Annotated in this window: 23 protein-coding genes, 1 tRNA gene and 1 pseudogene; 11 read left to right on the top strand and 14 right to left on the bottom strand. The window is 71.8% G+C overall.

The annotated features are described in order from the left end of the window. Positions 1 to 26: 26 nt before the first annotated feature. Both ACFXPX_RS06495 and nth read right to left on the bottom strand, forming a co-directional pair. Positions 27 to 761: an NUDIX hydrolase gene (locus tag ACFXPX_RS06495; protein ID WP_375887621.1), complete on the bottom strand. Its 735-nt coding sequence runs from the start codon at positions 759 to 761 to the stop codon at positions 27 to 29. Then, positions 758 to 1672, bottom strand: coding sequence for an endonuclease III (nth, locus tag ACFXPX_RS06490; protein WP_380639804.1), 915 nt, complete (start codon positions 1670 to 1672; stop codon positions 758 to 760). The genes ACFXPX_RS06495 and nth overlap by 4 nt, the downstream gene beginning before the upstream one ends. A gap of 210 nt (positions 1673 to 1882) precedes the next feature. Between nth and ACFXPX_RS06485 the strand changes: the two genes are divergently transcribed. Next, positions 1883 to 2509, top strand: a complete 627-nt coding sequence (locus ACFXPX_RS06485) for an RraA family protein (protein WP_380527162.1) — start codon at positions 1883 to 1885, stop codon at positions 2507 to 2509. A gap of 77 nt (positions 2510 to 2586) precedes the next feature. Here the strand turns inward: ACFXPX_RS06485 and ACFXPX_RS06480 are convergent, their stop codons facing one another. Next, entirely contained in the window at positions 2587 to 3405 is an 819-nt protein-coding gene (locus ACFXPX_RS06480; RefSeq protein ID WP_380639802.1) for an isocitrate lyase/phosphoenolpyruvate mutase family protein, read from the bottom strand. Positions 3406 to 3517: 112 nt separating this feature from the next. Here ACFXPX_RS06480 and ACFXPX_RS06475 point away from each other — a divergent pair, with 112 nt between their 5' ends. After that, positions 3518 to 4555 carry a DUF5937 family protein gene (locus tag ACFXPX_RS06475; RefSeq protein WP_375887632.1) on the top strand — a complete coding sequence of 346 codons (1038 nt, stop codon included), beginning with the start codon at positions 3518 to 3520 and terminating at the stop codon, positions 4553 to 4555. Positions 4556 to 4707: 152 nt separating this feature from the next. After that, a complete protein-coding gene (locus ACFXPX_RS06470; protein WP_030288117.1) occupies positions 4708 to 5382 on the top strand; it encodes a Crp/Fnr family transcriptional regulator in 675 nt (224 codons plus the stop codon). Between the two features lie 102 nt (positions 5383 to 5484). Here the strand turns inward: ACFXPX_RS06470 and ACFXPX_RS06465 are convergent, their stop codons facing one another. From ACFXPX_RS06465 to ACFXPX_RS06445, 5 genes are all read right to left on the bottom strand, one after another. Next, entirely contained in the window at positions 5485 to 6318 is an 834-nt protein-coding gene (locus ACFXPX_RS06465) for an MBL fold metallo-hydrolase (protein ID WP_375887634.1), read from the bottom strand. A gap of 49 nt (positions 6319 to 6367) precedes the next feature. Further along, the gene (locus tag ACFXPX_RS06460) at positions 6368 to 6541 is read right to left on the bottom strand and encodes a hypothetical protein (protein WP_375887636.1); all 174 of its coding nucleotides are present in this window, start codon (positions 6539 to 6541) and stop codon (positions 6368 to 6370) included. Between the two features lie 143 nt (positions 6542 to 6684). After that, positions 6685 to 7554 carry an NUDIX hydrolase gene (locus ACFXPX_RS06455; RefSeq protein ID WP_380527169.1) on the bottom strand — a complete coding sequence of 290 codons (870 nt, stop codon included), beginning with the start codon at positions 7552 to 7554 and terminating at the stop codon, positions 6685 to 6687. A 69-nt stretch (positions 7555 to 7623) separates the two neighbouring features. Beyond that, positions 7624 to 8091: a RidA family protein gene (locus ACFXPX_RS06450; RefSeq protein WP_360227042.1), complete on the bottom strand. Its 468-nt coding sequence runs from the start codon at positions 8089 to 8091 to the stop codon at positions 7624 to 7626. Further along, positions 8088 to 8246 carry a DUF4177 domain-containing protein gene (locus ACFXPX_RS06445; protein WP_094743074.1) on the bottom strand — a complete coding sequence of 53 codons (159 nt, stop codon included), beginning with the start codon at positions 8244 to 8246 and terminating at the stop codon, positions 8088 to 8090. The genes ACFXPX_RS06450 and ACFXPX_RS06445 overlap by 4 nt, the downstream gene beginning before the upstream one ends. Before the next feature lie 349 nt (positions 8247 to 8595). Between ACFXPX_RS06445 and ACFXPX_RS06440 the strand changes: the two genes are divergently transcribed. After that, positions 8596 to 9669 (top strand): ArsA-related P-loop ATPase, encoded by a 1074-nt coding sequence (locus ACFXPX_RS06440; RefSeq protein ID WP_380588266.1) that lies wholly within the window; start codon positions 8596 to 8598, stop codon positions 9667 to 9669. A 92-nt stretch (positions 9670 to 9761) separates the two neighbouring features. Further along, complete coding sequence (locus tag ACFXPX_RS06435; RefSeq protein ID WP_380639925.1) at positions 9762 to 10889, top strand: ArsA family ATPase; 1128 nt, start codon at positions 9762 to 9764, stop codon at positions 10887 to 10889. Between the two features lie 174 nt (positions 10890 to 11063). On the opposite strand, the gene ACFXPX_RS06430 is transcribed toward ACFXPX_RS06435, so the two are convergent. After that, the gene (locus ACFXPX_RS06430) at positions 11064 to 11387 is read right to left on the bottom strand and encodes a WhiB family transcriptional regulator (protein WP_033333275.1); all 324 of its coding nucleotides are present in this window, start codon (positions 11385 to 11387) and stop codon (positions 11064 to 11066) included. A gap of 504 nt (positions 11388 to 11891) precedes the next feature. Between ACFXPX_RS06430 and ACFXPX_RS06425 the strand changes: the two genes are divergently transcribed. Further along, positions 11892 to 14147, top strand: a complete 2256-nt coding sequence (locus ACFXPX_RS06425) for a transglycosylase domain-containing protein (RefSeq protein WP_380527174.1) — start codon at positions 11892 to 11894, stop codon at positions 14145 to 14147. 144 nt (positions 14148 to 14291) lie between these two features. Here ACFXPX_RS06425 and ACFXPX_RS06420 read toward each other — a convergent pair whose 3' ends face one another. Then, positions 14292 to 14744: a GatB/YqeY domain-containing protein gene (locus tag ACFXPX_RS06420; RefSeq protein WP_375887651.1), complete on the bottom strand. Its 453-nt coding sequence runs from the start codon at positions 14742 to 14744 to the stop codon at positions 14292 to 14294. Between the two features lie 154 nt (positions 14745 to 14898). Between ACFXPX_RS06420 and ACFXPX_RS06415 the strand changes: the two genes are divergently transcribed. The 3 genes from ACFXPX_RS06415 to ACFXPX_RS06405 all read left to right on the top strand — a co-directional run bounded on the left by ACFXPX_RS06415 (position 14899) and on the right by ACFXPX_RS06405 (position 16758). Then, entirely contained in the window at positions 14899 to 15615 is a 717-nt protein-coding gene (locus ACFXPX_RS06415; RefSeq protein WP_380639800.1) for a CGNR zinc finger domain-containing protein, read from the top strand. A 24-nt stretch (positions 15616 to 15639) separates the two neighbouring features. Beyond that, positions 15640 to 16584 (top strand): metallophosphoesterase, encoded by a 945-nt coding sequence (locus tag ACFXPX_RS06410; RefSeq protein WP_375887655.1) that lies wholly within the window; start codon positions 15640 to 15642, stop codon positions 16582 to 16584. 100 nt (positions 16585 to 16684) lie between these two features. After that, a tRNA-Pro gene (locus tag ACFXPX_RS06405) sits at positions 16685 to 16758 on the top strand. A gap of 77 nt (positions 16759 to 16835) precedes the next feature. Here the strand turns inward: ACFXPX_RS06405 and xerC are convergent. From xerC to ACFXPX_RS06390, 3 genes and pseudogenes are all read right to left on the bottom strand, one after another. Next, positions 16836 to 18020 (bottom strand): annotated as a pseudogene (xerC, locus tag ACFXPX_RS06400) (tyrosine recombinase XerC). Further along, entirely contained in the window at positions 18020 to 18202 is a 183-nt protein-coding gene (locus tag ACFXPX_RS06395) for a helix-turn-helix domain-containing protein (protein WP_380639798.1), read from the bottom strand. The pseudogene xerC and the gene ACFXPX_RS06395 overlap by 1 nt, the downstream one beginning before the upstream one ends. After that, positions 18184 to 18822 carry a replication initiator gene (locus ACFXPX_RS06390; RefSeq protein WP_380639796.1) on the bottom strand — a complete coding sequence of 213 codons (639 nt, stop codon included), beginning with the start codon at positions 18820 to 18822 and terminating at the stop codon, positions 18184 to 18186. Before ACFXPX_RS06390 ends, ACFXPX_RS06395 begins: the two co-directional genes overlap by 19 nt. A gap of 101 nt (positions 18823 to 18923) precedes the next feature. On the opposite strand from ACFXPX_RS06390, the gene ACFXPX_RS06385 reads away from it, so the two are divergent. Next, positions 18924 to 20135, top strand: coding sequence for a DUF262 domain-containing protein (locus ACFXPX_RS06385; protein WP_380639794.1), 1212 nt, complete (start codon positions 18924 to 18926; stop codon positions 20133 to 20135). Positions 20136 to 20144: 9 nt separating this feature from the next. After that, positions 20145 to 20762 (top strand): HEPN domain-containing protein, encoded by a 618-nt coding sequence (locus tag ACFXPX_RS06380; protein ID WP_380639792.1) that lies wholly within the window; start codon positions 20145 to 20147, stop codon positions 20760 to 20762. Between the two features lie 452 nt (positions 20763 to 21214). Here ACFXPX_RS06380 and ACFXPX_RS06375 read toward each other — a convergent pair whose 3' ends face one another. Continuing rightward, positions 21215 to 24031, bottom strand: coding sequence for an AAA family ATPase (locus tag ACFXPX_RS06375; protein WP_380639790.1), 2817 nt, complete (start codon positions 24029 to 24031; stop codon positions 21215 to 21217). Positions 24032 to 24133 lie beyond the last annotated feature (102 nt).

The following is a 24133-nucleotide window of genomic DNA, read 5'->3' as shown; positions in this document are numbered from 1 at the left end:
CGCGACCGTGCCGCGCCGACGGTCCGTCACGAACCGTCGGCGCCGCCGCCCGGCAGGACCCGGGAGTGCTCGAGGTCGCCCTGGACGAGCGCCAGGGCGTCGTCCGAGAGGTCGACGACCCGGGACGGGTCCCACGGCCGCTCCAGCCCGCTGTGGTGCAGCACCCGGTCGATCACCCCGGCGGTGAACCCCCAGACCAGCCGCCCGGCCACCGCGAAGGCCGGCCCGACGTGCCCGGACGGGTGCCGCAGCCGGACCCGGTTCGCCGGGTCGGCGAGGTCGGCGATCGTCACCCGGAACACCGCGCCGGTCTCGCCCCGGTCCACCGGCCGCACCGGCGACTCCTCACGCCACCAGCCCAGCACCGGCGTGACCACGAAGCGGCTCACCGGGATGTACAGCCGGGGCAGCGCGGCGAAGACCTGCACCCCGGCCGGGTCCAGGCCGGTCTCCTCCCAGGCCTCGCGCAGCGCCGCCGCGATCGGGCCGGAGCCGTCCGGGTCGCCGTCCTCCGGGTCCAGCGCGCCGCCCGGGAAGGACGGCTGGCCGGCGTGCGAGCGCAGCGAGCGGGCCCGCTCGATCAGCAGCAGGTCCGGCCCGTCGGGGCCCTCGCCGAACAGCATCAGCACCGCCGCCGCCCGACCGCCCTCGCTCGGCGGCAGGAAGCGGCTCAGCTGCTCCGGCAGCACCCGCTCGGCCGCGTCCCGGACCGGCTCCAGCCAGCCCGGCAGGTCGTTCCGCTCGACAACACCCTCGGTCACGCTTCCACCCCCTGGTCCGCGACCCGCCCCTGGTGGGCGGTCGCGTCGGCGCGGGCGGCAGCCTCGCCGGGGAAGTCCGACGGCGGCCTGAGCCGCTGGCCGGGCTGGCCGCCCATCTCGTACTTGAGCAGCTTGCGGGCCTTCTCCGGATCCAGCTCGCCCTCCCCGTACGCGGGGCAGAGCGGCGCGATCGGGCAGGCCCCGCAGGCGGGCTTCTGGGAGTGGCAGATCCGCCGGCCGTGGAAGACCACGCGGTGCGACAGCATCGTCCACTCCGACTTCGGGAAGATCTCGGCGACGGCCAGCTCGACCTTCACCGGGTCGTCCTCGGTGGTCCAGCCGAACCGGCGGGCCAGCCGCCCGAAGTGGGTGTCCACAGTGATCCCGGGGACTCCGAAGGCGTTGCCGAGCACCACGTTGGCGGTCTTGCGACCGACCCCGGGCAGGGTCACCAGGTCGGCCAGCCGGCCCGGGACCTCACCGCCGAACTCGTCGCGCAGCGCGGTCGAGAGGCCGATCAGCGACTTCGCCTTGTTCCGGAAGAAACCGGTCGGGCGGATGATCTCCTCCAGCTCCTCCGGGTTCGCCGCCGCCATGTCCTCGGGCGTCGGGTACTTCGCGAACAGCGCCGGGGTGGTCTGGTTCACCCGCAGGTCGGTGGTCTGCGCCGACAGCACGGTGGCCACCAGCAGCTGGAACGGGTTCTCGAAGTCCAGCTCCGGGTGGGCGTACGGGTACAGCTCCGCCAGCTCGCGGTTGATCCGCCGGGCCCGCCGCACCATCGCCAGGTGCGACTCGGGCTTCCTCGGCCTCACCGCCGTCTTCGCGGCCGCCGTCTTCTTCGCGGCCGTCTTCGCAGCGGGCTCCGCCGCCGGCTTGGTCGCGGTCTTCCGGGCCTTGCTCTCTGCCATGCACGAAGGCTACGCCGAGCGGCGGACCGCTTGGGGCGGATCAAGGAGGAAGAGCGGACGGCCGTGCTCCGGGTCGGCCGAGGAGGTGGCGGGCGGGTGCCGGCGCGTACGGGCGCGGACGGGCGCCAGGGTTCCGGTGCTCCGTCGACCGGCCCGTTCTAGTCTTCCGATCGTCCGACCATCGAGGGAACGATCGAGGAAAGAGGAAGCATGGACGGGGACTTCAAGGACTTCGCGGACATTCCCACCACCACCCTGGCCGACGTCCTGGGCCGCGCCCGGGTCATGGACATCGGACTGCGTCCGCTGTGGGCGGGCATGCCCCGGGTGGCCGGACCGGCCTTCACCGTGCAGTGCCCGCCCGGCGACAACCTGATGCTGCACGCCGCGATCTACCGGGCCGAGCCCGGCGCGGTGATCGTGGTGGAGTCCGGCGACCTGGACTACGCGCTGGCCGGCGGCAACGTCTGCGCGGTGGCCCAGCGCCGGGGCGTCGCCGCCTTCGTGGCCGACGGCCTGATCCGGGATCTCGCCGAGGTCCGCGACCTGGGCTTCCCGGTGGTCGCCCGGGGCGTCATCCCGATCCCCGGCGCCAAGAAGCAGCTGGGCGCCCACGGCGTCCCGGTGCGCTGCGGCGGCGTGCTGGTGGCTCCCGGCGACATCGTGGTGGCCGACGAGGAGGGCGTCGTGGCGGTGCCCGCCGCCGAGCGGACGGCGGTCCTGGAGGCGGCCCGGGCCAAGCTGGCCAAGGAGGCCGCCGAGACCCTGGACGACTGGGAGGCCGCCCACCGCGCCCGGATCGAGCAGAGCCTGGCCGGGCTGGGCTTCACGGGCTGAGCTCTCACAGAGCCTGTAGGCCGGTACGGGCTGTACGGGCTGTACGGCCCGTACGGCCCATACCGACCGGTAGCGGGTCAGTAGAGCCCGTTCAGCTCCCCGAAGCCGAGCGCCCCGTCGAGCTCCGTCAGCGTCCCGGCGCCGAGCAGCTCGACGGCGGCCCGGTGGGCCACCGTGTACGCGGCCTGGGCGAGGCCGGTGCCGACGCTGATCCGCCATACCCCGGTGGCGGCCAGCTCGGCGACGGCCGGCCCGCCCGGCCCGGCCATCGCGTTCACCGGCAGCGGGGAGCGCCGGCACAGCTCGGTGAGCAGGTCGAGGTCCAGCAGCCCGGGGACGAACAGGCCGTCGGCGCCCGCCTGCGCGTAGGCCTCGGCCCGGTCCAGGACGTCGTCGAGCCCGCCCAGTCCGAACAGGAAGACGTCGGTCCGGGCGTTGACCAGCAGCTCGGGCAGTCCGGCCGCCGCGGCCGCCGTCCGGGCCGCGCGCAGCCGCTCGGCCTGCTCGGCCACCGGGAACAGCGGCCCGCCGACGGCCGTCGAGTCCTCCAGGTTGACCCCGGCCGCGCCGGCGCCGACCAGTTCGGTGACGGTCGCGGCCACGTCGGCGGGCAGCGGCCCGTAGCCGCCCTCGGCGTCGACGGTGACCGGCAGGTCCACCGCGGTGACGACCCGGCGGGCCGCCGCGACCGCTGCCGCCCGGTCCATCCGCTGGCCGTCGCCGTGTCCGAGCGACCAGGAGACGCCGCCGCTGGTGGTGGCGATGGCCCGGGCGCCGGCCGAGGCGATCACCGCGGCGCTGCCCGCGTCCCAGGCGTTGGGCAGGACGAGCACGCCCTCCGCGAGGAGTTCGCGCAGCCGCAGCGCCCGCTCGCGGGCCTCGGGGGTGGTGGACATGGTGGTCACCGGCTTTCGTACGGATCGGTGGGAACACCGGCATCCTGCGCCCCGCTCCGGGCCCGCCACCAATGATTAAGCTGGGGCCGAATCTTCCGAAGGGAGCTGCGGCGTGCGGACGGAACTCCACTTCTCCACCCAGGACTTGGCGCTGACCCGGTTCGCGGTCAGCCCGATGCAGGAGGTTGTGACCAGCCTGCGCGCCCTGGCCCGCTCCCCCGTCCCCGCGCTGCACCGCCGCTGGGCCGGCCAGGTGCGCGGACGGCTGGCCGCCGCCGGACTCGACCGGGGACGACTGGCCGCGATGGTCCCGCCCGAGGGCCACCTGCCCGACTTCCTCAACCCCGCCCCGGCGGGTTGCTCGACCACCCTCGCCGAGGAGTTGGCCGCAATCACCGCGACCGGCGCCGGGCAGGTCCGCGCCGACCTCGACATCCTGGCCGCCGAGGCCGGCGGCCGGCTGCCCGCCGGCCTGGAACCGCTGCACCGCGACCCGGCGGGCCAGCTGCCCCGGCTGGCCGCCGAGATCGAGGCGTACTGGGAGCTTGCGCTCGCCCCGTACTGGGCCCGGATCAGCGCGCTGCTGGCCGCGGACGTCTTCCACCGCTCCCGGCAGGCCGCCGAGCACGGCAGCGCGCGGATGCTGGACGACCTGCACGGGACGGTCCGCTGGGACGGCACCGCACTGCGGCTGGAGGACCGCCACTGCGCGGTGAACCGGCTGAACGCCGCGGCCGGACTGCTGCTGGTCCCCTCGGCCTTCGCCTGGCCGCGGGTGCTCACCCGGGTGCTGCCGCCGGACCCGCCGCAGCTGGTCTACCCGGCGCGCGGCACGGCCGCGCTCTGGGAGGAGCGCCCGGGCTCGGCCGCGCGCACCGACGCGCTGGCCGCCGTCCTCGGCCGCTCCCGGGCCCGGCTGCTGGCCGAACTGGACTCCCCGGCCTCGACCACCGAGCTGGCCCGCCGGACCGGACTGTCCCCGGCCGCAGTCTCCCAGCACCTCACCGCCCTGCGTACGGCCGGCCTGACCAGCGCCCACCGGGCCGGGCACGCCGTCCTCTCCGCCCGCACCGCCGTGGGCGACTCCCTGTTCGATCAGGACGGTCGGGAAGGCGACCGGACGGCCGCCGCCGGGCGCCCCGCCCCGTGACCCGCCGGTACGAATGGCCCCGCACGGCACACCCGGACACACCCCCTCCTCATATGATCGGAGCGACATGCGCCATGCTTGGTGATGCAGAACACTGAACGGAACTTGCGCCGGACGGCCCACCCGCCGGACGGCCGAGAAGGAGGAAGCACGTGGACGACGTTCTGCGGCGCGCCGCACTCTTCGCGGCACTCGACGACGAACAGGCCGGCGAGCTGCGCGCTTCCATGACCGAGGTCACCCTCGCCCGTGGTGAGTCGCTGTTCCACGAGGGCGACCCGGGCGACCGGCTGTACGTCGTCGCCGAGGGCAAGGTCAAGCTGCACCGTGCCTCGCCGGACGGCCGCGAGAACATGCTGGCCGTGCTCGGCCCCAGCGAGATGATCGGCGAGCTGTCGCTGTTCGACCCGGGCCCGCGCACCGCCACCGCCAGCGCGCTGACCGAGGTCAAGCTGCTCGGCCTCGGCCACGGCGACCTGCAGCCCTGGCTGCACGCCCGCCCCGAGGTCTCCATCGCGCTGCTGCGGGCCATCGCCCGCCGACTGCGCCGGACCAACGACGTGATGTCCGACCTGGTCTTCTCCGACGTGCCCGGGCGTGTCGCCAAGGCCCTGCTGGACCTCTCCCGCCGCTTCGGCGTGCAGTCCGAGGAGGGCATCCACGTCGCCCACGACCTCACCCAGGAGGAGCTGGCCCAGCTGGTCGGCGCCTCCCGTGAGACGGTCAACAAGGCGCTCGCCGACTTCGCCGGCCGCGGCTGGTTGAAGCTGGAGGCACGCGCGGTGGTCCTGCTGGACGTCGAGCGGCTGTCGCGCCGCTCGCGCTGACGCTCCGAGCACCGCGAAGGGCCCGTCCGAGCCGGACGGGCCCTTCGGCGTTCCCCGACCGGTCCGGGACCGGTCCGGGACCGGTGAGGTCCCGGACCGGGGTCAGCCCTGGTCCGGGATCAGCCCGTGGTCCTCCAGGTACTCCAGCTGGGCCCGCACCGACAGCTCGGCGGCCGGCCAGAGCGCCCGGTCCACGTCCGCGTAGACCCGGGCGACCACCTCGGCGGCCGTCCGGCAGCCCGCCTCGACCGCGGTCTCCACCTGGGCGAGCCGGGTGGCCCGGTGCGCCAGGTAGTAGTCGACCGCGCCCAGCGCGTCCGCGAGCACCGGACCGTGGCCGGGCAGCACCGTCCGCACGCCGTGCGCGGAGGCCATCGTGTGCAGGTGGCGCAGCGAGTCCAGGTAGTCCCCGAGCCGGCCGTCCGGGTGGGCGACCATCGTGGTGCCGCGGCCGAGCACGGTGTCCCCGGTGAGGACCGCGCCGTCGTCCGGCAGGTGGAAGGTCAGCGAGTCCGAGGTGTGGCCGGGGGTGGCGACCACCCGCAGGTCGAGGCCGCCGACGTCCAGCCGCTGGCCGCCGACCAGGCCCTCGGAGCCCAGCCGGTGCGCCGGGTCCAGGGCCCGCACCTCGGTGCCGGTCAGCTCGGCGAACCGGGCCGCGCCCTCGGAGTGGTCGGCGTGGCCGTGGGTCAGCAGGGTGAGCGCGATCCGCTTGCCGCGCTCCTCGGCGAGGTCGAGCACCCGGCGCAGGTGGCCCTCGTGCAGCGGGCCGGGGTCGATCACCACGGCGAGGTCCGAGCCGGGCTCGGAGAGCAGCCAGGTGTTGGTGCCGTCCAGGGTCATCGGCGACGGGTTCGGCGCCAGCACGCACAGCGCCCGGGCGGTGGCCTCCCCGCCCACCACCGCGGCGGGGTCGCCCGGCAGGACTCCGCTCATGCCGCCACGCGCCCCTCGACGATCCGCCCGCTCCGTCCGCTCCGCCCGCTCACCGATTGCCCTCCAGGCCGCGGTGCAGGGCCCGCAGCGGCAGGGCCCGGACGAGGGCGCGCTGGGCGACCTCGACGAACGGGACCGGACCGTCACAGGCCGCGGAACGGGGGATCACTCGGCGGGCGGGCAGCTCGGGGGCCGTCCGGCGAGCCACATCGTCGTGGTCCATCGGTCGTCGGTCCTTTCCGGTCGGCGTCTCTCGAAGTCGTCGTGCAACGGTTCGTACCAGGGGTCGTACGAGGGTCGTACGAGGGGTTCGTACAACGGTTGGTACGAGGGGGTCCGTACGGAGGGGTCCTCGTACGGAGGGGGTCAGGATTCCTCGGCGGGGAACTCCCCGTCGATGGTCAGTTCGTCGTACCCGGGCCAGCGGACCGTCATCCGGTCGCCGCGGACCTCGGCCCGGCCCAGCACCGGCTCCAGCACCCGGTCGGCGGCCGCGTCCAGTGCCTCGGCGGCGGTCCGCACCGACGACAGCTCCCGCAGCACCGTGACCGTCGGCGGCAGCATGCCGAACCGGCCCTCCCGGTGCCCCCGGACCGCCTCGGCGGGCGTCAGCCAGGCGACCCGGTCGGCCTCGCCGACCTCCAGCGCCGCGCGCTGCCCGGCCGGCAGGGCGGCGACGAAGAACCAGGTGTCGTAGCGCCGCTCCTCGAACTCCGGGGTGATCCAGCGGGCCCAGCCGCCCAGCAGGTCACTGCGCAGCACCAGGCCGTGGTCCCGCAGGAACTCGGCGAAGGACAGCTCGTGCGCCTCCAGCGCGGCCCGCTCCGCGGACCAGTCGCGCGGCGCGGCGACGCTCTCCGGGTCCGGTCCGGCCAACAGCACGCCGGCCTCCTCGAAGGTCTCGCGCACCGCCGCGCAGACCACCGCCCGCGCCGTCCGGGCGTCCACCCCGAGCCGCTGCGCCCACTCCTCGGGCGAGGGCCCGGCCCAGCCGGTCTCGACCTCGGCGTCCCGCGGGTCCACCCCGCCGCCCGGGTAGGCGTACATCCCGGCCGCGAAGGCCATCGAGGTGCGGCGGCGCAGCAGGTAGGCCTCCGGCCCGTCGGCGGCGTCGCGCAGCAGCACGACCGTCGCGGCGGGTCTGGCCACCGCCGGGGTGAGCAGGCCGGAGTCGACCGCCCGGATCCGGGCAGGCCAGCCGGGCGGCATCGGGAGCGTCGTTGCTCGATGGTCCATGCCCGGATGCTAAGCGCACGAAGGCGGGGTTGGACAGGCCCGACCCCGCCTTCGTGATCACGCTCGGGGTCAGGCGCTCTTGACGCGCACCTGGAGCTCGACCTCGACCGGGGCGTCCAGCGGCAGCACCGCGACGCCGACGGCGCTGCGGGCGTGCACACCGGCCTCGCCCAGCACGGTGCCGAGCAGCTCGCTGGCACCGTTGATCACGGCGGGCTGGCCGATGAAGTCGGGGGCGGAGGCGACGAAGCCGACCACCTTCACGACCTGCTCGATCAGGTCCAGGTCGCCGATCACCGACTTCACGGCGGCCAGGGCGTTCAGCGCGCAGGTCTGCGCGAGCTCCTTGGCCTCCTCCGGGGACACCTCGGCACCGACCTTGCCGGTGCTCACCAGCTTGCCGCCGACGACCGGCAGCTGGCCGGAGGTGAACACGAACTCACCGGACCGGACGGCCGGCACGTAGGCGGCGACCGGGGCGGCCACCGGCGGCAGGGTCAGGCCCAGCTCGGCGAGCTTCGACTCGACCTTGCTCATGCGTTCTTCTCCCGCTTGAAGTAGGCCACCAGCTGCTCCGGGTTCGGGCCGGGCACGACCTGGACCAGCTCCCAGCCGTCCTCGCCGAAGTTGTCCAGGATCTGCTTGGTGGCGTGCACCAGCAGGGGCGCCGTCATGTATTCCCACTTGGTCATGGCCAGACTCTAGACGAGGTGTCCCGGCGATCGCCGCCGCCCGGGCCGCCGTACGGGCCGCCGCGCAGCCGCCGTACGGGCCGCCGTACGGGCCCTCGCCGACCGGCGTGTGAGGTGGAGCACAAAGGGGGCATGATTCAGTCCTGGCACCCCAGGTGCTCCGGGCATCGGGAGCGCTCCCTGGTTACCCTCGCGAGAGGGCGTCCTCGCGAGGGGGCACCCGCAGGGAGGGGCGTCCGTACGGAGCGGCACCCTCGTGGAGGGGCGCCCTCGTCCGCGAGCGGCCCCCTCGGCAGGGGCACCCCGCAGGAGGGGCGCCCGCAGGGACGGAGACGGACGGAGACGCAGCGTGGCACGCACCCCCGGCCAGGCGACCCGGCGCGACCCCGACTGGGAGGGGGTCCGACTGCACGTGGTCAGCGGCAAGGGCGGCACCGGGAAGACCACGCTGGCCGCCGCGCTGGCGCTGGCCCTGGCCGCCGACGGCGGTCGGGTGCTGCTGATCGAGGTCGAGGGGCGGCAGGGCATCGCCGAGCTGTTCGGGATCGCCGCCCTCCCCTACGAGGAGCGCCGGATCGCCTCGGTCTCCCGCCCCCAACTGGGGCTGCCGGCCGGCGAGGGCGGGCCCGGCGAGGTGCTCGCACTGGCGATCGACACCGAGCTGGCGCTGCTCGAGTACCTGGAGATGTTCTACAAGCTCGGCCGGGCCGGCAAGGCGCTGCAGAAGGTCGGCTTCGTCGACTTCGCCACCACCATCGCCCCCGGCGTACGGGACGTGCTGCTCACCGGCAAGGCCTGCGAGGCGGCCCGCCGCAAGGGCCCGGACGGGCGGCGGCGCTACGACGCGGTGGTGATGGACGCCCCGCCGACCGGGCGGATCACCCGGTTCCTGAACGTCAACTCCGAGGTCGCCGGGCTGGCCCGGATCGGCCCGATACACACCCAGGCGCAGGCCGTGATGCGGGTGCTGCGGTCCCCGGAGACGGCGGTGCACCTGGTCACCCTGCTGGAGGAGATGCCGGTGCAGGAGACGGTCGACGGCTTCGCGGAACTGCGCGAGGCGAAGCTCCCGGTGGGCGGGGTGATGGTCAACATGGTCCGGCCCCCGCTGCTGGACGCGGCCGCGGTGGCCGCGGTGGACGGGGACCACCGCGAGGAGGTCGCGCTGGCGCTCGGCGAGGCCGGGCTGGGCGGGCGCTCGCGCAAGGCGGAGACGGTCCGGGCGGCGGTCGAGCCGCTGATCGACCCGCTGCTGGAGCAGGCCAGGGAGCACGCCGAGCGGGTCGAACTGGAGCGCGCGCAGCGGGCCGACCTGCAGCAGCTGCGGCTCCCGACGTACGAACTCCCCTTGCTGGGCGAGGGCGTGGACCTCGGCGGGCTGTACCGGCTGGCGGGCGAACTCAAGCGGCAGGGGGCGGCGTGACTCCGGCGAACGGCGGCAGCGGTGGCGGCAGCGAGGGCCGGGGTGGTGGCGGCGTCGGCCGGGGTGGTGGCGGCAGCGGGAACCGGCTCGCGGTGGACGAGCTGATCGACGACCCGAAGACCCGGATCATCGTCTGCTGCGGCTCCGGCGGCGTCGGCAAGACCACCACCGCCGCGGCGATCGGCCTGCGGGCCGCCGAGCGCGGCCGCAAGGTCGTGGTGCTGACCATCGACCCGGCCCGGCGGCTGGCCCAGTCCATGGGTCTGACCGAGCTGGACAACACCCCCCGGGTGGTCAAGGGGGTGGCCGGGGACGGCCGACTCCACGCCATGATGCTCGACATGAAGCGGACCTTCGACGAGGTCGTGCTGGCCCACGCCGAGCCCGAACGGGCCAAGGCGATCATGGAGAACCCGTTCTACCAGTCCCTGTCGGCCGGTTTCGCGGGCACGCAGGAGTACATGGCGATGGAGAAGCTCGGGCAGCTGCGCGCCGCCGAGGAGTGGGACCTCATCGTCGTGGACACCCCGCCGTCCCGCTCGGCGCTGGACTTCCTGGACGCCCCCAACCGGCTCGGGTCCTTCCTGGACGGCCGGGTGATCCGGATCCTGACCGCGCCCGCCAAGGTCGGCGGCCGCAGCGCGATGCGCTTCCTCAACGCCGGGATGGGACTGCTCACCGGAACCCTGGGCAAGATCTTCGGCGCCCAGCTGCTCACCGACGTACAGACCTTCGTCAGCGCGATGGACTCGATGTTCGGCGGCTTCCGCGAGCGCGCCGACCGCACCTACCAGCTGTTGAAGGCGCCGGGCACGGCGTTCCTGGTGGTGGCGGCGCCGGAGCGGGACGCGCTGCGCGAGGCGGCGTACTTCGTGGACCGGCTCGCCGCTGACCGGATGCCGCTGGCCGGACTGGTGCTCAACCGGGTGCACAGCACGGGCGCGCCGCAGCTCACCGCGGAGCGGGCGCTGGCGGCGGCCGAGGCCCTGGAGGAGAACGGCTCGGAGCACTCCTCGCCAGAGGCGGAGCTGCTGGCGGCCGGACTGCTGCGGCTGCACGCCGAGCGGATGCAGATCATGGGGCGCGAGCGGCGGACCCGGGACCGGTTCGTCTCGGTGTACCCGGACGTGCCGATCGTGGAGGTGGCCGCGCTGCCGGGTGACGTCCACGACCTGGACGGGCTGCGGGCCATCGGGGGTCGACTCAGCGGCGCGGCGTAGTCCGGGCCGGGGCCGGTGGGGGCCGGCTGGTGGCGCGACGCGGTCCGGGCGCGGCGTAGTCCGGGCCGGGTGGGGGCCGGGCCGGGTAGGGGTCGGTCCGAGTGGTCCGGGCACTCCGGCCGGGTGGTCCGGGCCGGAACGGGGGGAGCCCCGGACCGCGAGGTGCGGCCCGGGTCAGCCCGCCTGGGCGTAGTCCGTCAGTATCACGCCGGTCGCGAGGGACTCCTCGTACTCGGTGCGGGCGGTCTCCAGCAGCCTCCGCCACGACATGACCGTCGGGCGGCGGCGCAGCAGCGCCCGGCGCTCGCGTTCCGTCATCCCGCCCCACACCCCGAACTCCACCCGGTTGTCCAGCGCGTCCGCGAGGCACTCCGTCCGGACGGGGCACCCACTGCACACCGCCTTCGCCCGGTTCTGTGCCGCCCCCTGGACGAACAGTTCGTCCGGATCACTCGTGCGGCAGGCGGCCTGCGCACTCCAGTCGTCAACCCAGCCCATGCCGGCGCCGTCCTCTCCCGATGATTCGAGGCTCCCCCACGGCGGCAACGGCATATTCACCGTTGCCAGTTGAGGACGTTACGGAAGATGGACTGCTTGCAACAGCCCCTTCGGGCTCAATCTCGAATGACCCGATCGGACTATGGGTATCTGTCATCTCACTCGTTGGAGTGATCGCAGGTCGCGGCACTTGCGAGCCGTGAGGCCCCCACTCTCGCCACAGGCGCCGTCACGCAGCGCAACCGTTCACTCGAACACAACAGGCCACAGCTGCCTCAAAACCCGGACAAGGGTGAGCAATTCGGGCAAGTCTCCGCACTCACAAGAGTGAGCGATGTTGACGCACCGAAGCTGTCGCAAGCTTGTGACAAGCCTAGGCGAACACCTGCCCCGATGTACGGGAATCGGGGACGTAGGGTTCTCCCCATGGCACCGAAGCGCCCATCGGCACCCCAGCCCCCAGGCAATCCCGGAGCTCCGCGACGCAAGAGCGGCGGATCACCGATGGACCACGTCGGCAACGGCGTGAAGTTCCTGGGCGTCAGCGTGCTCTCCGGAGTCCTGCTGGCAGGCCTCGCCCTGCCTGCCGTCGGTGCCATGGGCCTGACCGCCAAGGACACGGCGGAGAGCTTCCAGAACATCCCCGACGACTTCAAGACCCCGCCGCTCACCCAGGCGACCCAGATCTTCGACGCCAAGGGCGGCCTGATCGCCAAGGTCTACGAGCGCGACCGCACCGTCCTCACCGCCGACCAGATGTCGCCCTTCATGCGGCACGCCCAGGTGGACATCGAGGACGCCCGCTTCTACGAGCACGGCGCCGTCGACCTCAAGGGCGTCCTGCGCGCCGTCGGCAAGAACGCGGAGAGCGGCACCGCCTCCCAGGGCGCCTCCACCCTCACCCAGCAGTACGTCAAGAACGTCAACGTGGAGAAGGCCGGCGACGACCAGGCGGCCGTCCTGGAGGCGCAGCGCAAGACCCTGGGCCGCAAGATCCAGGAGCTCAAGGTCGCGATCAAGCTGGAGGAGGACCTGACCAAGGATCAGATCCTCACCAACTACCTCAACATCACCTTCTACGGCCACCAGGCCTACGGGGTCGAGGCCGCGTCCCAGCGCTACTTCAGCAAGAGCAACAAGGACCTGACCGTCGCCGAGGCCGCCACCCTCGCCGGCGTGGTCCAGAACCCGTCGCAGTACGACCCGGTGCGCTACCCCGACAACACGGTGAAGCGCCGCAACGTCGTCATCGACAAGATGCTGGAGAACAAGCACATCACCCCCCAGCAGGCGGCCGAGGCGAAGGCCGCCCCGCTGGGTCTCAAGTACAAGGACCCGCAGAACGGCTGCATCACCGCCCAGGCGGGCATGGGCTTCTTCTGCGACTACGTGCGCCACGTGGTCAAGCAGGACCCGGCCTTCGGCAAGAACGCCGACGACCGCAAGAAGCTGTGGGACACCGGCGGCCTGAACATCTACACCACGCTGGACCCGGACAAGCAGGCCGCCGCCCAGAACGCCGTCACCAAGAAGGTCAACGTGACCGACCAGGTGTCGGCCGCGGCGACCATGATGGAGCCCGGCACCGGCAAGATCCTGGCGATGGCCCAGACCCGCCCGTACGGCCTGGACCCGAACAAGAACCAGACCGTCGTCAACCTCAACGTCGACGCCTCGATGGGCGGCGGCAACGGCTTCCAGACCGGTTCGACCTTCAAGCCGATCCTCGCCGCGGCGGCGCTGGAGGCGGGCATGTCGAACACCCAGTCGTTCCCGTCCGAGAACAAGATCGACTACCCCCAGATGTCGACCTGCAACAGCACCTGGAAGAACACCGACAAGCCCAAGGCCACGGTGAAGAACGAGTCGACCGGCGAGGTCGGCCCGTACGAGCTCAAGCAGGCCATGGCGCTCTCGGTCAACACGTACTTCGTGCAGATGGAGCAGCAGGTCGGCCTCTGCGCGATGAAGCAGATGGCCAACAAGCTGGGCATCACCCAGTCGGCGAAGGGCGACCAGTTCCAGGAGGTGCCCTCGATGGTCCTCGGCACCCTGGAGCTCTCCCCGCTGACCATGGCGAACGTCTACGCGACCTTCGCCGCCCGCGGCAAGTACTGCACCCCGATCGCGATCAACAAGATCACCACGGTGGACGGCAAGGACCTCAAGGTCCCGCAGTCCCAGTGCAGCCAGGCCTTCTCCGAGTCGACCGCGGACTCGCTCAACACCGTCCTGCTCAACGTGACCGAGAAGGGCACCGCGGCCGCCCTCGGCCTCGACGACGGCCGCAAGATCGCCGGCAAGACCGGTACCACCGACGAGAAGAAGGCCGCCTGGTTCGACGGCTACACCCCGTCGCTGGCCACCGCGGTCTGGCTCGGCGGCCCCGCCGGCGGCGTCAAGATGAAGAACATCAACATCGGCGGCAAGCACTTCGACGAGGTGTTCGGCGCCGACGGCCCCGGCCCGATCTGGCAGATGGCCATGAACCAGGCGCTCAAGGGCTCGCCGCTGGAGTCCATCCAGACCACCAACATCCCGGACCCCCAGCCGGCCACCCCGCCGGCGGGCGCCAGCCCGACGACCGACCCGAACGCCCAGCAGCCGGGCGCCCAGAACCCGCCGCCGCCCGCACCGGGCGGCGGGAACCCCGGCAACCCCGGTGGGGTGATAGGGGGAGGGTTCACCCTCCCGCCGGGCATGATCGGCGGGGGCGGTAACGGCAATGGCAACGGGAACGGCAACGGCGGCAGGCACTGACCGACCCGGCACCGCCCGGTACGACGGCGAAGGGGCGCCCTCCGGATCTTCCGGAGGGCGCCCCTTCGCCGTGTCGGCGGTACTGCCGTCACTGCGGCGCCAGCGGCGACCGCGGCGGCGGTGACGGCTGCGGTGACGTGCAGCTCAGAGCAGCGCGGCCTTCACCGCGGCGGCCACCCGGCCGCCCTCGGCCAGACCGTCCACCTTCGGCTTCACCAGCTTCATCACGGCGCCCATCGCCTGCGGACCGCTCGCCCCGCTCTCGGCCACGGCGGCGGCCACGATCGCGGCCAGCTCCTCGTCCGAGAGCTGCTTCGGCAGGTAACCCGCCAGCACCTCGCCCTCGGCGCGCTCGCGCGCGGCCTGCTCCACCCGGCCGGCCTGGTCGAAGGCCTCGGCCGCCTCGCGGCGCTTCTTCGCCTCGCGGGTGATCACCTTCAGCACCTCGGCGTCGGACAGCTCGCGCTTCTCCTTGCCCGCCACCTCCTCGCTGGTGACGGCGGAAAGCGTGAGCCGGATGGTGGACGAGTGCAACTCGTCCCGGTCCTTGATGGCAGCCGTGAGGTCCTCCTGCAGCTGCGCCTTGAGCGTCGTCATGGGCCCGAGTCTCCCACCTGGGGCGTTCCGTCGCTTGCCATTAACGACTGCCGTCAACGCTTGCCGTCAACGGCTGCCGTCAATGGCTGCCGTCAAGCACCGCCGTCAACGGTCGGCCGCGACCGCCGGGTCCGTAACCACCTACCCTGGTTACATGACCGACGGAGACGGCGCAGCGGAACACCCGACCGGCCTGGTCCTCACCACAGCCGCCGGCGCCCGCTTCCACTTCGACCCCGGCGCCCTCTGCCTGGAACTGCTCACCACCGGCGGCCCCGGCCCCTACGCCCGGTTCGAAGTGCTGCACCGCCCGTCCGACCTCACCGACTGGCTCACGCGCTCCCGGCTGCGGCTGCCCGCCGGCGCCGTACGGATCACCGAAGGCCAGCTCGGCGCCGCCCGCACCCTGCGCGACGCCCTCTGGCGCCTGGCCGCCGACCGCGCCCACGGCCGCCCCGGCGACCCCGCGGACCACGCCGCCCTCAACCGGGCCGCCGCCCACCCCCCGCTCGTCCCCCGGATCGCCCCGGACGGCACCGCGGCCGCCCCGCTGCCCGCCGACGGCGCCCAGCTCGTCTCCACTCTCGCCCGGGACGCCATCGCCCTGCTCACCGGCCCGCACGCCGACCGGATCCGGGAATGCCGGGCGCACGACTGCCGGCTGCTCTTCGTCGACACCTCGCGGCCCGGACGGCGGCGCTGGTGCTCGATGGAGCGCTGCGGCAACCGCAACAAGGTCCGGGCCCTGCGCGCCCGCCGGGACACCGACCCCACCGCCCCGGTCGACCCGATCGCCCCGGTCGACCCGGTCGACCCGGTGCAGGTCACGGTGGCCGTGTCCGCACCGCGCCACCGGACGTTCACCAGCTGATCCACCGTCTGAGAGCATGGGCTGATGCGACCGCTGTACTCCGTCCCCCTCGGTGTCGCCGCTGCCGGCGCCGCCTGCCTCGCCTACTCCGTCGGGTACGAGGTACGTGCCTTCCGGCTCCGCCGCGTCGAGGTCCCCGTCCTGCCCCACGGCGCCAAGCCCCTCCGGGTCCTCCAGGTGTCCGACATCCACATGGTGGCCGGGCAGGGCAAGAAGCAGCGCTGGCTGCAGAGCCTCGCCGGCCTGCGCCCCGACCTCGTGGTCAACACCGGCGACAACCTCTCCGACCCGCTCGGCGTCCCCGCCACCCTCGACGCCCTCGGGCCGCTGATGGACTTCCCCGGCGTCTACGTCTTCGGCTCCAACGACTACTACGGGCCGGCCCGCAAGAACCCCGCCCGCTACCTCCAGGCCATGCGCAGCGGCGTCCACGGCATGAACAACCCCGACGGCACCGGCAACCGCGGCATCAGCGGCGCCGTGCACAACCCCTGGGAGAAGCTCCGCGACGGCTTCGACGCGGCCGGCTGGCTCGACCTGACCAACACCCGCGGCCGCCTCACCGTCAACGGCCTCGACCTCGAGTTCACCGGCCTCGACGACCCGCACATCCGCCGCGACCGCTACGCCGCCGTCGCCGGCGGCCCCTCCGCCGACGCCGACCTCTCCCTCGCCGTCGTGCACGCCCCCTACCTGCGCGTCCTCGACGCCTTCACCGCCGACCGCTACCCGCTGATCCTGGCCGGCCACACCCACGGCGGCCAGCTCTGCATCCCCTTCTACGGCGCCCTGGTCACCAACTGCGACCTCGACACCCGCCGGGTCAAGGGCCTCTCCACCCACAAGGCCGGCGGCCACCGCTCCTACCTCCACGTCTCCGCCGGCTGCGGCACCAACCGCTACACCCCGATCCGCTTCGCCTGCCCCCCGGAAGCCACCCTCCTCACCCTCACCCCGGCCCCCCGCTGACCCCGACCGGACGCCCGCCCGAAACCGGATTTCGTGTCTCGGCGAGCGTCCGGTAGAGTTCTACTCGTCGCGAAGGAGACGGAGCGACAAACAGAATGACCGGGGTGTGGCGCAGCTTGGTAGCGCGCTTCGTTCGGGACGAAGAGGCCGTGGGTTCAAATCCCGCCACCCCGACCCAGTAGTTGCAGGTAAGGGCCCTGCCGGAGAAATCCGGTAGGGCCCTCCCTCGTTCTGCGCTACTAACTGAGTGACTAAGCCTCAGTGCCTTGCTTGAAGATGTCGTCCATGACCGTCGCACCGGTCTGGATCACCGGGCGGATCTGCTTCCGGTAGACCTCCTCCGTGACCGACGTACTGGAGTGCCCGACCAATCGGGAGATCTCCTCCAGGGGCACGCCGCTGTCCGAGAGCAGGGACACGAAGCTGTGGCGCAGCTCACGCGGCGTCCACTCGGCGGCGTTCACCCCCTCGGCCTTGGTGATGGCGGCGCGGAAGGCCCGGCGGACGTGGGACGGGTCCAGCTCGGTGCCGACCGCGGAGTGGAAGACCAGGTTGTTCTCCTCCCACTTGTCGCCAGCGGCGAGGCGATCCCAGCCCTGATCGACCCAGTGATCCCAGAGCGCTTCGACACACCGGGCAGGGAGCGCGAGCGTCCTCCGGGACTTGCGGGTCTTGGTGTCGCCGCCGGCCCGAACCGACCGCCATACGGCGATGTGGGGCGGGACCGGTGGAGTCGTCTCGGACTGGCCCTTCAGGAAGACGTGGTCCCAGGTCAGCGCCCGAAGTTCCTCCGTCCGAGCACCCGTGAGTAGGGAGACCACGACGTAGGCGCACATGGAGGTCTTCTAGGCCGCTTTCAGGACCGCCTCCGCCTGAGCGAACGTCAGCGCCTTCGACGGCCGGCCGGGCTGACCGGTGGGGACGGAGCACAGCTCGACCACGTTGCGCTTGACCTTGTCCCGGGCCATGGCGCGCTTGACGGCCCGGTTCAGGCAGGAGCGGAGGCCCTGCAAGGTCCGCGTGCTCAGGGACTTGGACTTGTCGGCCAACCACCGGTCGACGTCCTCCGCACTCAGGTCGCGCAGCTTACGGGCGCCGAGACTTGGGATCACGTGCGTCCGGCTGAGGATGGCCAGGGTCTTCACGGTCTCTTCGTCCCGGCCCGCCAGGCCGTACGTCAGCCAGTCGTCCACCGCGTTCGCCACGGTGTAGTTGGTGGGCGCGATTGCCAAGCCGTCTTCGTGATCCCTCAGGACTTCCTTCAGCTTGTTCTTCGCCTCGGTCTTGGTCTTGCCGCTGCCGCGCTTCATGATGCGCTTGCCGCTCGGGTCGAAGCCGAGGCTGGCGGTAGCGATCCAGCGCTGGCGCTTCTCGTCCCAGTGGAGGCCCCCGTCTCCCCTACTGCGGCGGGCGGTACTGGGGTTCTTCTGGGCCATCAGGCCGTCTCCTTCAACTGGGAGGCCACGAAGGCGCGGTAGGCGCCGTACGGGATGCGGCGGGCGCGCCCGATCGTGATCGAGCCGAGCCGCTTGGAACGGATCAGGTCGTAGACCGCCGAGCGCCCGAGCTTCAGCCGGGCCATCACCTCGCGGACGGTCATCAGGTCGTCGTCAGACATGGCGCTCCTTCCGATCGGGCCAGGGCTTCGTCCAGGGCCTGGCGCCAGCGGACGCGTTCGGCGACAGCGCGCAGGAGCCGGGTGGCAAGGGGTGACATGTCGGGGTCGCCGGGGCGGACGGGCTCCCAGACGTAGCGGTTGGGCTCGGTTCGGTTGGCGGTGTCGCCGAGGACTTCCAGGACCCAGGCGCGGCGTTCGGCGCGGTGGTCCGTGAGGGTCTTGCCGGACCATTTGCGGGAGACCAGGACCCGGCGGCCGCCGTAGCCGAGGTGTTCGCGCTTGTGGGCGCGGGAGCGGCAGGCGCCGGGGCGTAGGCCGGGGTGGGCGTTCTTGGGCTGGAGGCCGTAGAGGAGCCAGTTGGCGCAGGTCGGCGAGCAGGGTTCGTAGCGGAGTTCGGCGGCGAGGCGGTCGACGTGGTCGGTCTCGGACTCGCTGGCCGGGGTGTGGCACTCGGCGACGGACTTGGTGAGGTACTTGGTCAGGTACCGGACGCAGCGGGCGGCCTGCGGGGAACCGACGAGCACACCTTGGGCGTCGAGTTGGGGCCCGAAGCGGAGCACGTGCAGGGGCTCGGCGGCGGGGTCGGTGTCAAGGGCGCCCCGTCCTACCGCTGCGAGCATGTGGACCCGCATACTCATCCCCCGCAAAGGGCAAATCTGCCAGACTGATGGTCACAATGCGGACTAGGGCTACCTGCCGCCGGCGCAGGCTTGGAGGAGAAGTGCAGAGCTACAGCGACGCAGAATGGGACGACGCAGACGGCGAGGAGGACGACACAGCAGCTGCAGTTACCTCAGAAGAGGTAACGCGCGCAGTCGTCACTGATACCGACTGGACCACAGAGACGATCCTCAGCCAGCTCCGTCGAGGCAATATTCAGCTAAATCCTCGATTTCAGCGGCGGGACGCATGGAATAAGCCGAGAAAGAGTCGATTCATCGAGTCCTTGATCCTCGGCCTCCCGATTCCACAAATCGTCCTTGCTGAAGACAAGAATCGTCGAGGAAAGTTTATTGTCCTCGATGGAAAGCAGCGCCTACTTGCCCTCCGGCAGTTTGCAGCCGGGTCTTCTTTCGCAGTCTCGGAAGAAGAGGAAGACTTCAAGGGCTTCTCTCTCACGGGACTCGAAGTGCGCGAGGACCTGAGGCTAGCCACTCTCAAAAAGATGGAGAATGATGGCAAATATGACGATGATCTCAATGCTCTCCTGAATGAGACGATTCGGACTGTCGTTGTTCGCCGATGGCCAAACGAAGACTTCCTCAATCTCGTTTTCCTGCGCCTGAACACAGGGAGCGTCAAGCTATCCCCCCAGGAGCTTCGCCAAGCACTTCACCCTGGCCCGTTTACCGACTTTTTGGACGACTGGGCCTCTGAAAGCGAATGGCTCCGAGCTGCCCTGCGGATCGATAAGCCAGACTTTCGCATGCGGGATGTCGAAATCCTCCTCAGGTACTTCGGATTCGAGTTCGCCCTCGATGAGTACTCTGGAAATCTCAAGAAATTCCTTGATGACACCGTGAGCCTCCTAAACTCAGCCTGGGAAAGCGAAGAGTCTCGAATTCGACAGGTTGGCGAAAGCTGCAACAGTGCCATTGAGGCAACATTCGAAGTATTTGGGGAAAACGCCTTCTACCGCTGGGCTTCCGGCAAGTATGAAGGGCGCTTCAATCGAGCCGTCTTCGACGCCATGACCTACTACTTCTCCGAAGAGGCAGTTCGAACCAAGGCTGCGGCGGACAAGAAGGCCGTAGAGATGGCCTTTCGAAACCTCTGTGACACTAGCCAGCGGTTTGTTGAGTCAATTCAGACGACAACAAAGACGCCCGTTGCAACCCATCGCCGACTCTCTCTCTGGGGCGAGGCTCTCGGCGAAGCGATCGGTATGAAACTGGACACTCCCGAGCTGCGCGAAAACCGCCTGGTGCGATAGGGGTCTAGATTGACATCCTCGCGTTTCCAGGAACTTGAGAAGAGGATCGGCGAGCTCACGGAGTACTTCCTACCCAAGAGCTTCGATCCCATCGGCCTATACGATGAGATTATCTATGAGCAAGCCCGCGCATTTAAGGTGCTCGCCCACGCGGAGTTTGAGTCCTTCATTGAAGACCGTGTCATAGAGGTTGTAGATGGGGCGGTCGCTCGCTGGGAACAACAGGGCAAGATCTCACAGGCCCTGCTGGCAGCTGTCGCCTACAGGGAGTTGGCGCCCTTGATACCAGCCTCTCTCAATGAGGCCGCCACCAAACGAGAGAAGTTCCCCACCCTGAAAGCCAGGGTCCAGGCGGCACGGAATGATATTAATCGATACGTGAGAAATCAGAATCATGGGATAAAGGAAAAGAACTTGCTTCGCATGCTTCTTCCCATCGGATTCTCTGATGACGAGATTAACCCGGACTGGCTGGCAGTCACTGAGGCGTGGGCAACGACACGGGGAGATGCCGCTCACAAGGGCGCCAAGATGCAAGTGCAGATCGACCCGCAAAAGGAGCTAAAGACAGTCAATGAGGTCCTGCAGGGATTCCGAGAAATCGACTCCCAGATGGATCTTAAGTAACTGCCGATCGTACCTCTAGCCACTAGAAGGAGCAGCGTTACCTGCCGCAAGGTTCTGGGGTGATCGAGAACTGACTCCAGCCCCGCGACTGAGTGTCTAACTGCGCTACAACGATCCCGTACGCCGGCGGACGACCACGGACGCTCAGAGACGGTGTGCCCAGGTCAACAGCACTCTGACCTCAGCTCTGAGAAGTGCCTTTGTTGCTTCGGGACGAAGAGGCCGTGGGTTCAGATCCCGCCACCCCGACCCAGTACAGAGGGCCCATCGGAGAGATCCGATGGGCCCTCTGACGTTGTATCCGGAGGAGCTCCGGAACCCCGTCCGCTGCCCGTGTACATCCGGGGCCCGTCGGGGGCGGGGGGCCGGGGCCCGGACGGGGCGGCTCCGCTCTGCATGCCCGCCGGGTGCCCGTGCGGGTCGGTCCGCGATGGCTGCTGCCTCTCCCCGTGTCAGAGCGTGGTGGGGAGGGCGGTGCGGGAGGTGATGCCGAGTTTGGGGTAGGCCTTGTAGAGGTGGTGGGCGACGGTGCGGGGGCTGAGGAAGAGTTGGGCGGCGATGTCGCGGTTGGTGAGGCCCTGGGCGGCCAGGCGGGCGATCTGGAGTTCCTGGGGGGTCAGGGCGTTCGGGAGGGTCTGGGAGGGCCGGGGTGTGGGGGCCGGGGTGCCGGTGGCGGAGAGTTCGGTGCGGGCGCGGGTGGACCAGGGGTGGGCGGCGAGGCGGTCGAAGACTTCGAGGGCGGCCGTGAGGTGGGGGCGGGCGTCGGTGCGGCGGCGGGTGCGGCGGAGCCATTCGCCGTAGAGCAGGGCGGTGCGGGCCTGTTCGAAGGGGCGGTGGGTGGTGGCGTGGAGGTCGAGGGCGGCGCGGTAGGCGGGTTCGGCGAGTTCGTCCGGGCCGAGCAGGGCCTGGCAGCGCAGGCGTAGTGCCTGGGCCCAGGGGCGGTCGGCGGCGGTGGTCCAGCGGGCGAAGCGTTCGTAGGCCTCGGCGGCGCGGTCCGGGGTGCCGAGGCGGACGGCGGCTTCGACCAGGTCAGGGACGGCTCGGGTGGCGCTGACGTGGTGCCGGTGCGGGCCGGTGGTGAGGGCCTGGAGGCGGTCGGCGGCGCCTGCGGCGCGGCCCTGGCCGAGGTCGAGCAGGGCGAGGGCCCAGTGTGCCCAGGGGCGGCCGGCGGCGGGGGCGGCGGTCTGCGGGCCGGTGGTGGCGAGCGCGGTGGTGGCCAGTTCGGTGCAGCGTTCGGTGCGGCCGTCGAGGGCGGCCAGGTAGGCGAGCAGGGCGCTGAGTTGGCTGACCCACTGGTGCTGGCCGGTGTCCCGGGCGAGGTCCAGGGCCTCGGTGGCGGTGAGTTCGGCGTCGGCGTGGCGGCCGTGGAAGAGCTCGGCCTCGGCGAGGAAGAACTGCAGGGTGGGCATCACGCCGAGGGTGCCCTTGGCGCGGGCCTCGGCGACGAGTTCGCCGCCGAGGTCGACGGTCTCCTCGTCGCGGCCCAGGACGAGGGTGGCGCCGCAGAGTTGGACCAGGTCGGCGGGGCTCTCGGCGCCGGCCCGGCGGGCGGCTTCGACGGCCTCCCGGGCCGGGGGCAGGGCGGCGGCGGGTGCCGCTGCGGCGGCGGGTCGGCCGAGGGCCGGGAGGACGGCGGCGGGGAGGTAGCGGGCGAGCGGGGCGACGGGGTCGTCGTCGCCGAGCGGGAGGGCGGCGAGCCGGTCGAGCACCTCGGCCACCGGCTCCTCCCCCGCGTACCAGGCGGCGTGGAAGGCCTGGAACAGCATCCGGGCGGCGTGGGCGGGTTCGACGACGTCGGGGGCGTCGGAAGCGTCGGGGGCGTCGGAGGAGGTGGCGAGCGCGAGGGCGGCGTCCAGCAGCAGCCGGTACGCGGTCGGGTAGGAGCCACGCCAGAAGTGCGCGGTGGCCCGGACGTGGTCCAGCAGGGCGTGCGCGAGGACGCTGTCGGTGCGGGCGGCGGCCTCGTCGGCGAGGGCCTCGGCGCGCTCCAACTCGCCTTCCTCGGTGGCGGCTTCGGCGGCCAGCACGAGTCGGCGGGTGGCCGCGTCGCGGTCGGGGGTGAGCCGGGCGGCGCGTTCGTACGCGGCCGCGCCGCCGTGGCCCCCGCGCCGGCCGGTGCGGACGGCGGTGCGTTCCAGCGCGTCGGCGAGGGCGGCGTCGGGGGCGGTGGCGGCGAGGGCGAGGTGCCAGGTGCGGCGGTCGCCGTCCGGGAGTGCCCCGGCGACGGCGCGGTGGACGGTCAGCCGCTGGTGGTGCGGGGCGCGTTGCAGGATCGCGGAGCGCAGCAGCGGGTGGCGGAAGGCGATCCGCCGGTCGGGGGTGACGGTGACCAGGCCGGATTCCTCGGCGGGGGCGAGGTGTTCGGCGCCGACGCCGAGCGCGGCCGCGGCGGGCAGCAGGACGTCCAGCTCGCCGCTCTCCTCCGCAGCAGCGACCAGCAGCAGGGTCTGGGTGGCCGGGGGCAGGCCGGTGACCTGGCCGTGGAAGGCGATCAGCAGGCGGCTGGTGAGCGGCAGCCCGCCCGCGGTGTGCGCCTGCGGGCCGGTGGCGACGGGGAGTTCGGTGAGGGCGAGCGGGTTCCCGGCGGCTTCGGCGAGCAGGCGGTCGCGAACGGCGGCGGGCAGGTCAGGGCCGGCCCGCTCGGCCAGCAGCCGGGTGGCATCGGCCTCGGCGAGGCCGGTCACCCGCACCTCGGGCAGGCCGAGTTGGCGATCGACGGAGGCGCCGGGCTCGGTGCGGGCGGCCAGTAGCAGGGCCACCCCTTCGGCCTGGAGGCGACGGGCGGCGAGCAGCAGGGCGTCCAAGGAGGCCCGGTCCAGCCACTGGACGTCGTCCAGCACGCACAGCAGCGGCTGGTCGGCGGCGAGTTCGGCGAGCAGTCCGAGGGTGGCGAGGCCGACCAGCAGCCGGTCGGCGGGGGCGGGTGCGGGTGTGGCAGATGGTGCCGCTGCCGGATCCTCGGGCGCCTCGCCGAGCCCGAACGCCGCCTCCAGGGCGCGCCGTTGCGGCCCGGGCAGGACGTCCAGCCGGTCCAGGCCGGGAGCAAGCAGCAGGCTCAGCCCGGCGAAGGGCAGTTCCGCCTCGTACTCGACGCCGGCCGCCCTGATCACCCGGAAGGCCGTCCCGGCCCGGGCCACGGCGTCGTCCAGCAGGGCGGTCTTGCCGATGCCCGCCTCACCGCGGAGCAGCAGCGCCCCGGCGCCGCCGTCCCGCGCCCGCGCCAACAGGCCGTCCACCGCGACCTGTTCGTGTTCCCTCCCGTACAGCATGCCCCGACCCTACCGAGCCGACCGCCGGCGCTCCGGCGCAACGGCTACACAGGCGGGTGCGAATACCTACGTACCCCCATGCCTATCCGTGACCGATTCGCC

It is taken from the genome of Kitasatospora sp. NPDC059146 (genome assembly GCF_042786665.1).
GTDB lineage: Bacteria > Actinomycetota > Actinomycetes > Streptomycetales > Streptomycetaceae > Kitasatospora.
This window is presented reverse-complemented; position numbering and strand designations above follow the sequence as displayed.

What these genes read in the sequence shown, in the direction of transcription:
- ACFXPX_RS06465 (WP_375887634.1), bottom strand. Translation starts at nt 6,318, where the DNA reads ATGAGCGGAGTCCTGCCGGGCGACCCCGCCGCGGTGGTGGGCGGGGAG.
- ACFXPX_RS06420 (WP_375887651.1), bottom strand. Translation starts at nt 14,744, where the DNA reads ATGACGACGCTCAAGGCGCAGCTGCAGGAGGACCTCACGGCTGCCATC.
- ACFXPX_RS06485 (WP_380527162.1), top strand. Translation starts at nt 1,883, where the DNA reads ATGGACGGGGACTTCAAGGACTTCGCGGACATTCCCACCACCACCCTG.
- ACFXPX_RS06480 (WP_380639802.1), bottom strand. Translation starts at nt 3,405, where the DNA reads ATGTCCACCACCCCCGAGGCCCGCGAGCGGGCGCTGCGGCTGCGCGAA.
- ACFXPX_RS06450 (WP_360227042.1), bottom strand. Translation starts at nt 8,091, where the DNA reads ATGAGCAAGGTCGAGTCGAAGCTCGCCGAGCTGGGCCTGACCCTGCCG.
- ACFXPX_RS06425 (WP_380527174.1), top strand. Translation starts at nt 11,892, where the DNA reads ATGGACCACGTCGGCAACGGCGTGAAGTTCCTGGGCGTCAGCGTGCTC.
- ACFXPX_RS06445 (WP_094743074.1), bottom strand. Translation starts at nt 8,246, where the DNA reads ATGACCAAGTGGGAATACATGACGGCGCCCCTGCTGGTGCACGCCACC.
- ACFXPX_RS06430 (WP_033333275.1), bottom strand. Translation starts at nt 11,387, where the DNA reads ATGGGCTGGGTTGACGACTGGAGTGCGCAGGCCGCCTGCCGCACGAGT.
- ACFXPX_RS06415 (WP_380639800.1), top strand. Translation starts at nt 14,899, where the DNA reads ATGACCGACGGAGACGGCGCAGCGGAACACCCGACCGGCCTGGTCCTC.
- ACFXPX_RS06390 (WP_380639796.1), bottom strand. Translation starts at nt 18,822, where the DNA reads ATGCTCGCAGCGGTAGGACGGGGCGCCCTTGACACCGACCCCGCCGCC.
- ACFXPX_RS06455 (WP_380527169.1), bottom strand. Translation starts at nt 7,554, where the DNA reads ATGGACCATCGAGCAACGACGCTCCCGATGCCGCCCGGCTGGCCTGCC.
- ACFXPX_RS06375 (WP_380639790.1), bottom strand. Translation starts at nt 24,031, where the DNA reads ATGCTGTACGGGAGGGAACACGAACAGGTCGCGGTGGACGGCCTGTTG.
- ACFXPX_RS06460 (WP_375887636.1), bottom strand. Translation starts at nt 6,541, where the DNA reads ATGGACCACGACGATGTGGCTCGCCGGACGGCCCCCGAGCTGCCCGCC.
- ACFXPX_RS06395 (WP_380639798.1), bottom strand. Translation starts at nt 18,202, where the DNA reads ATGTCTGACGACGACCTGATGACCGTCCGCGAGGTGATGGCCCGGCTG.
- ACFXPX_RS06410 (WP_375887655.1), top strand. Translation starts at nt 15,640, where the DNA reads ATGCGACCGCTGTACTCCGTCCCCCTCGGTGTCGCCGCTGCCGGCGCC.
- nth (WP_380639804.1), bottom strand. Translation starts at nt 1,672, where the DNA reads ATGGCAGAGAGCAAGGCCCGGAAGACCGCGACCAAGCCGGCGGCGGAG.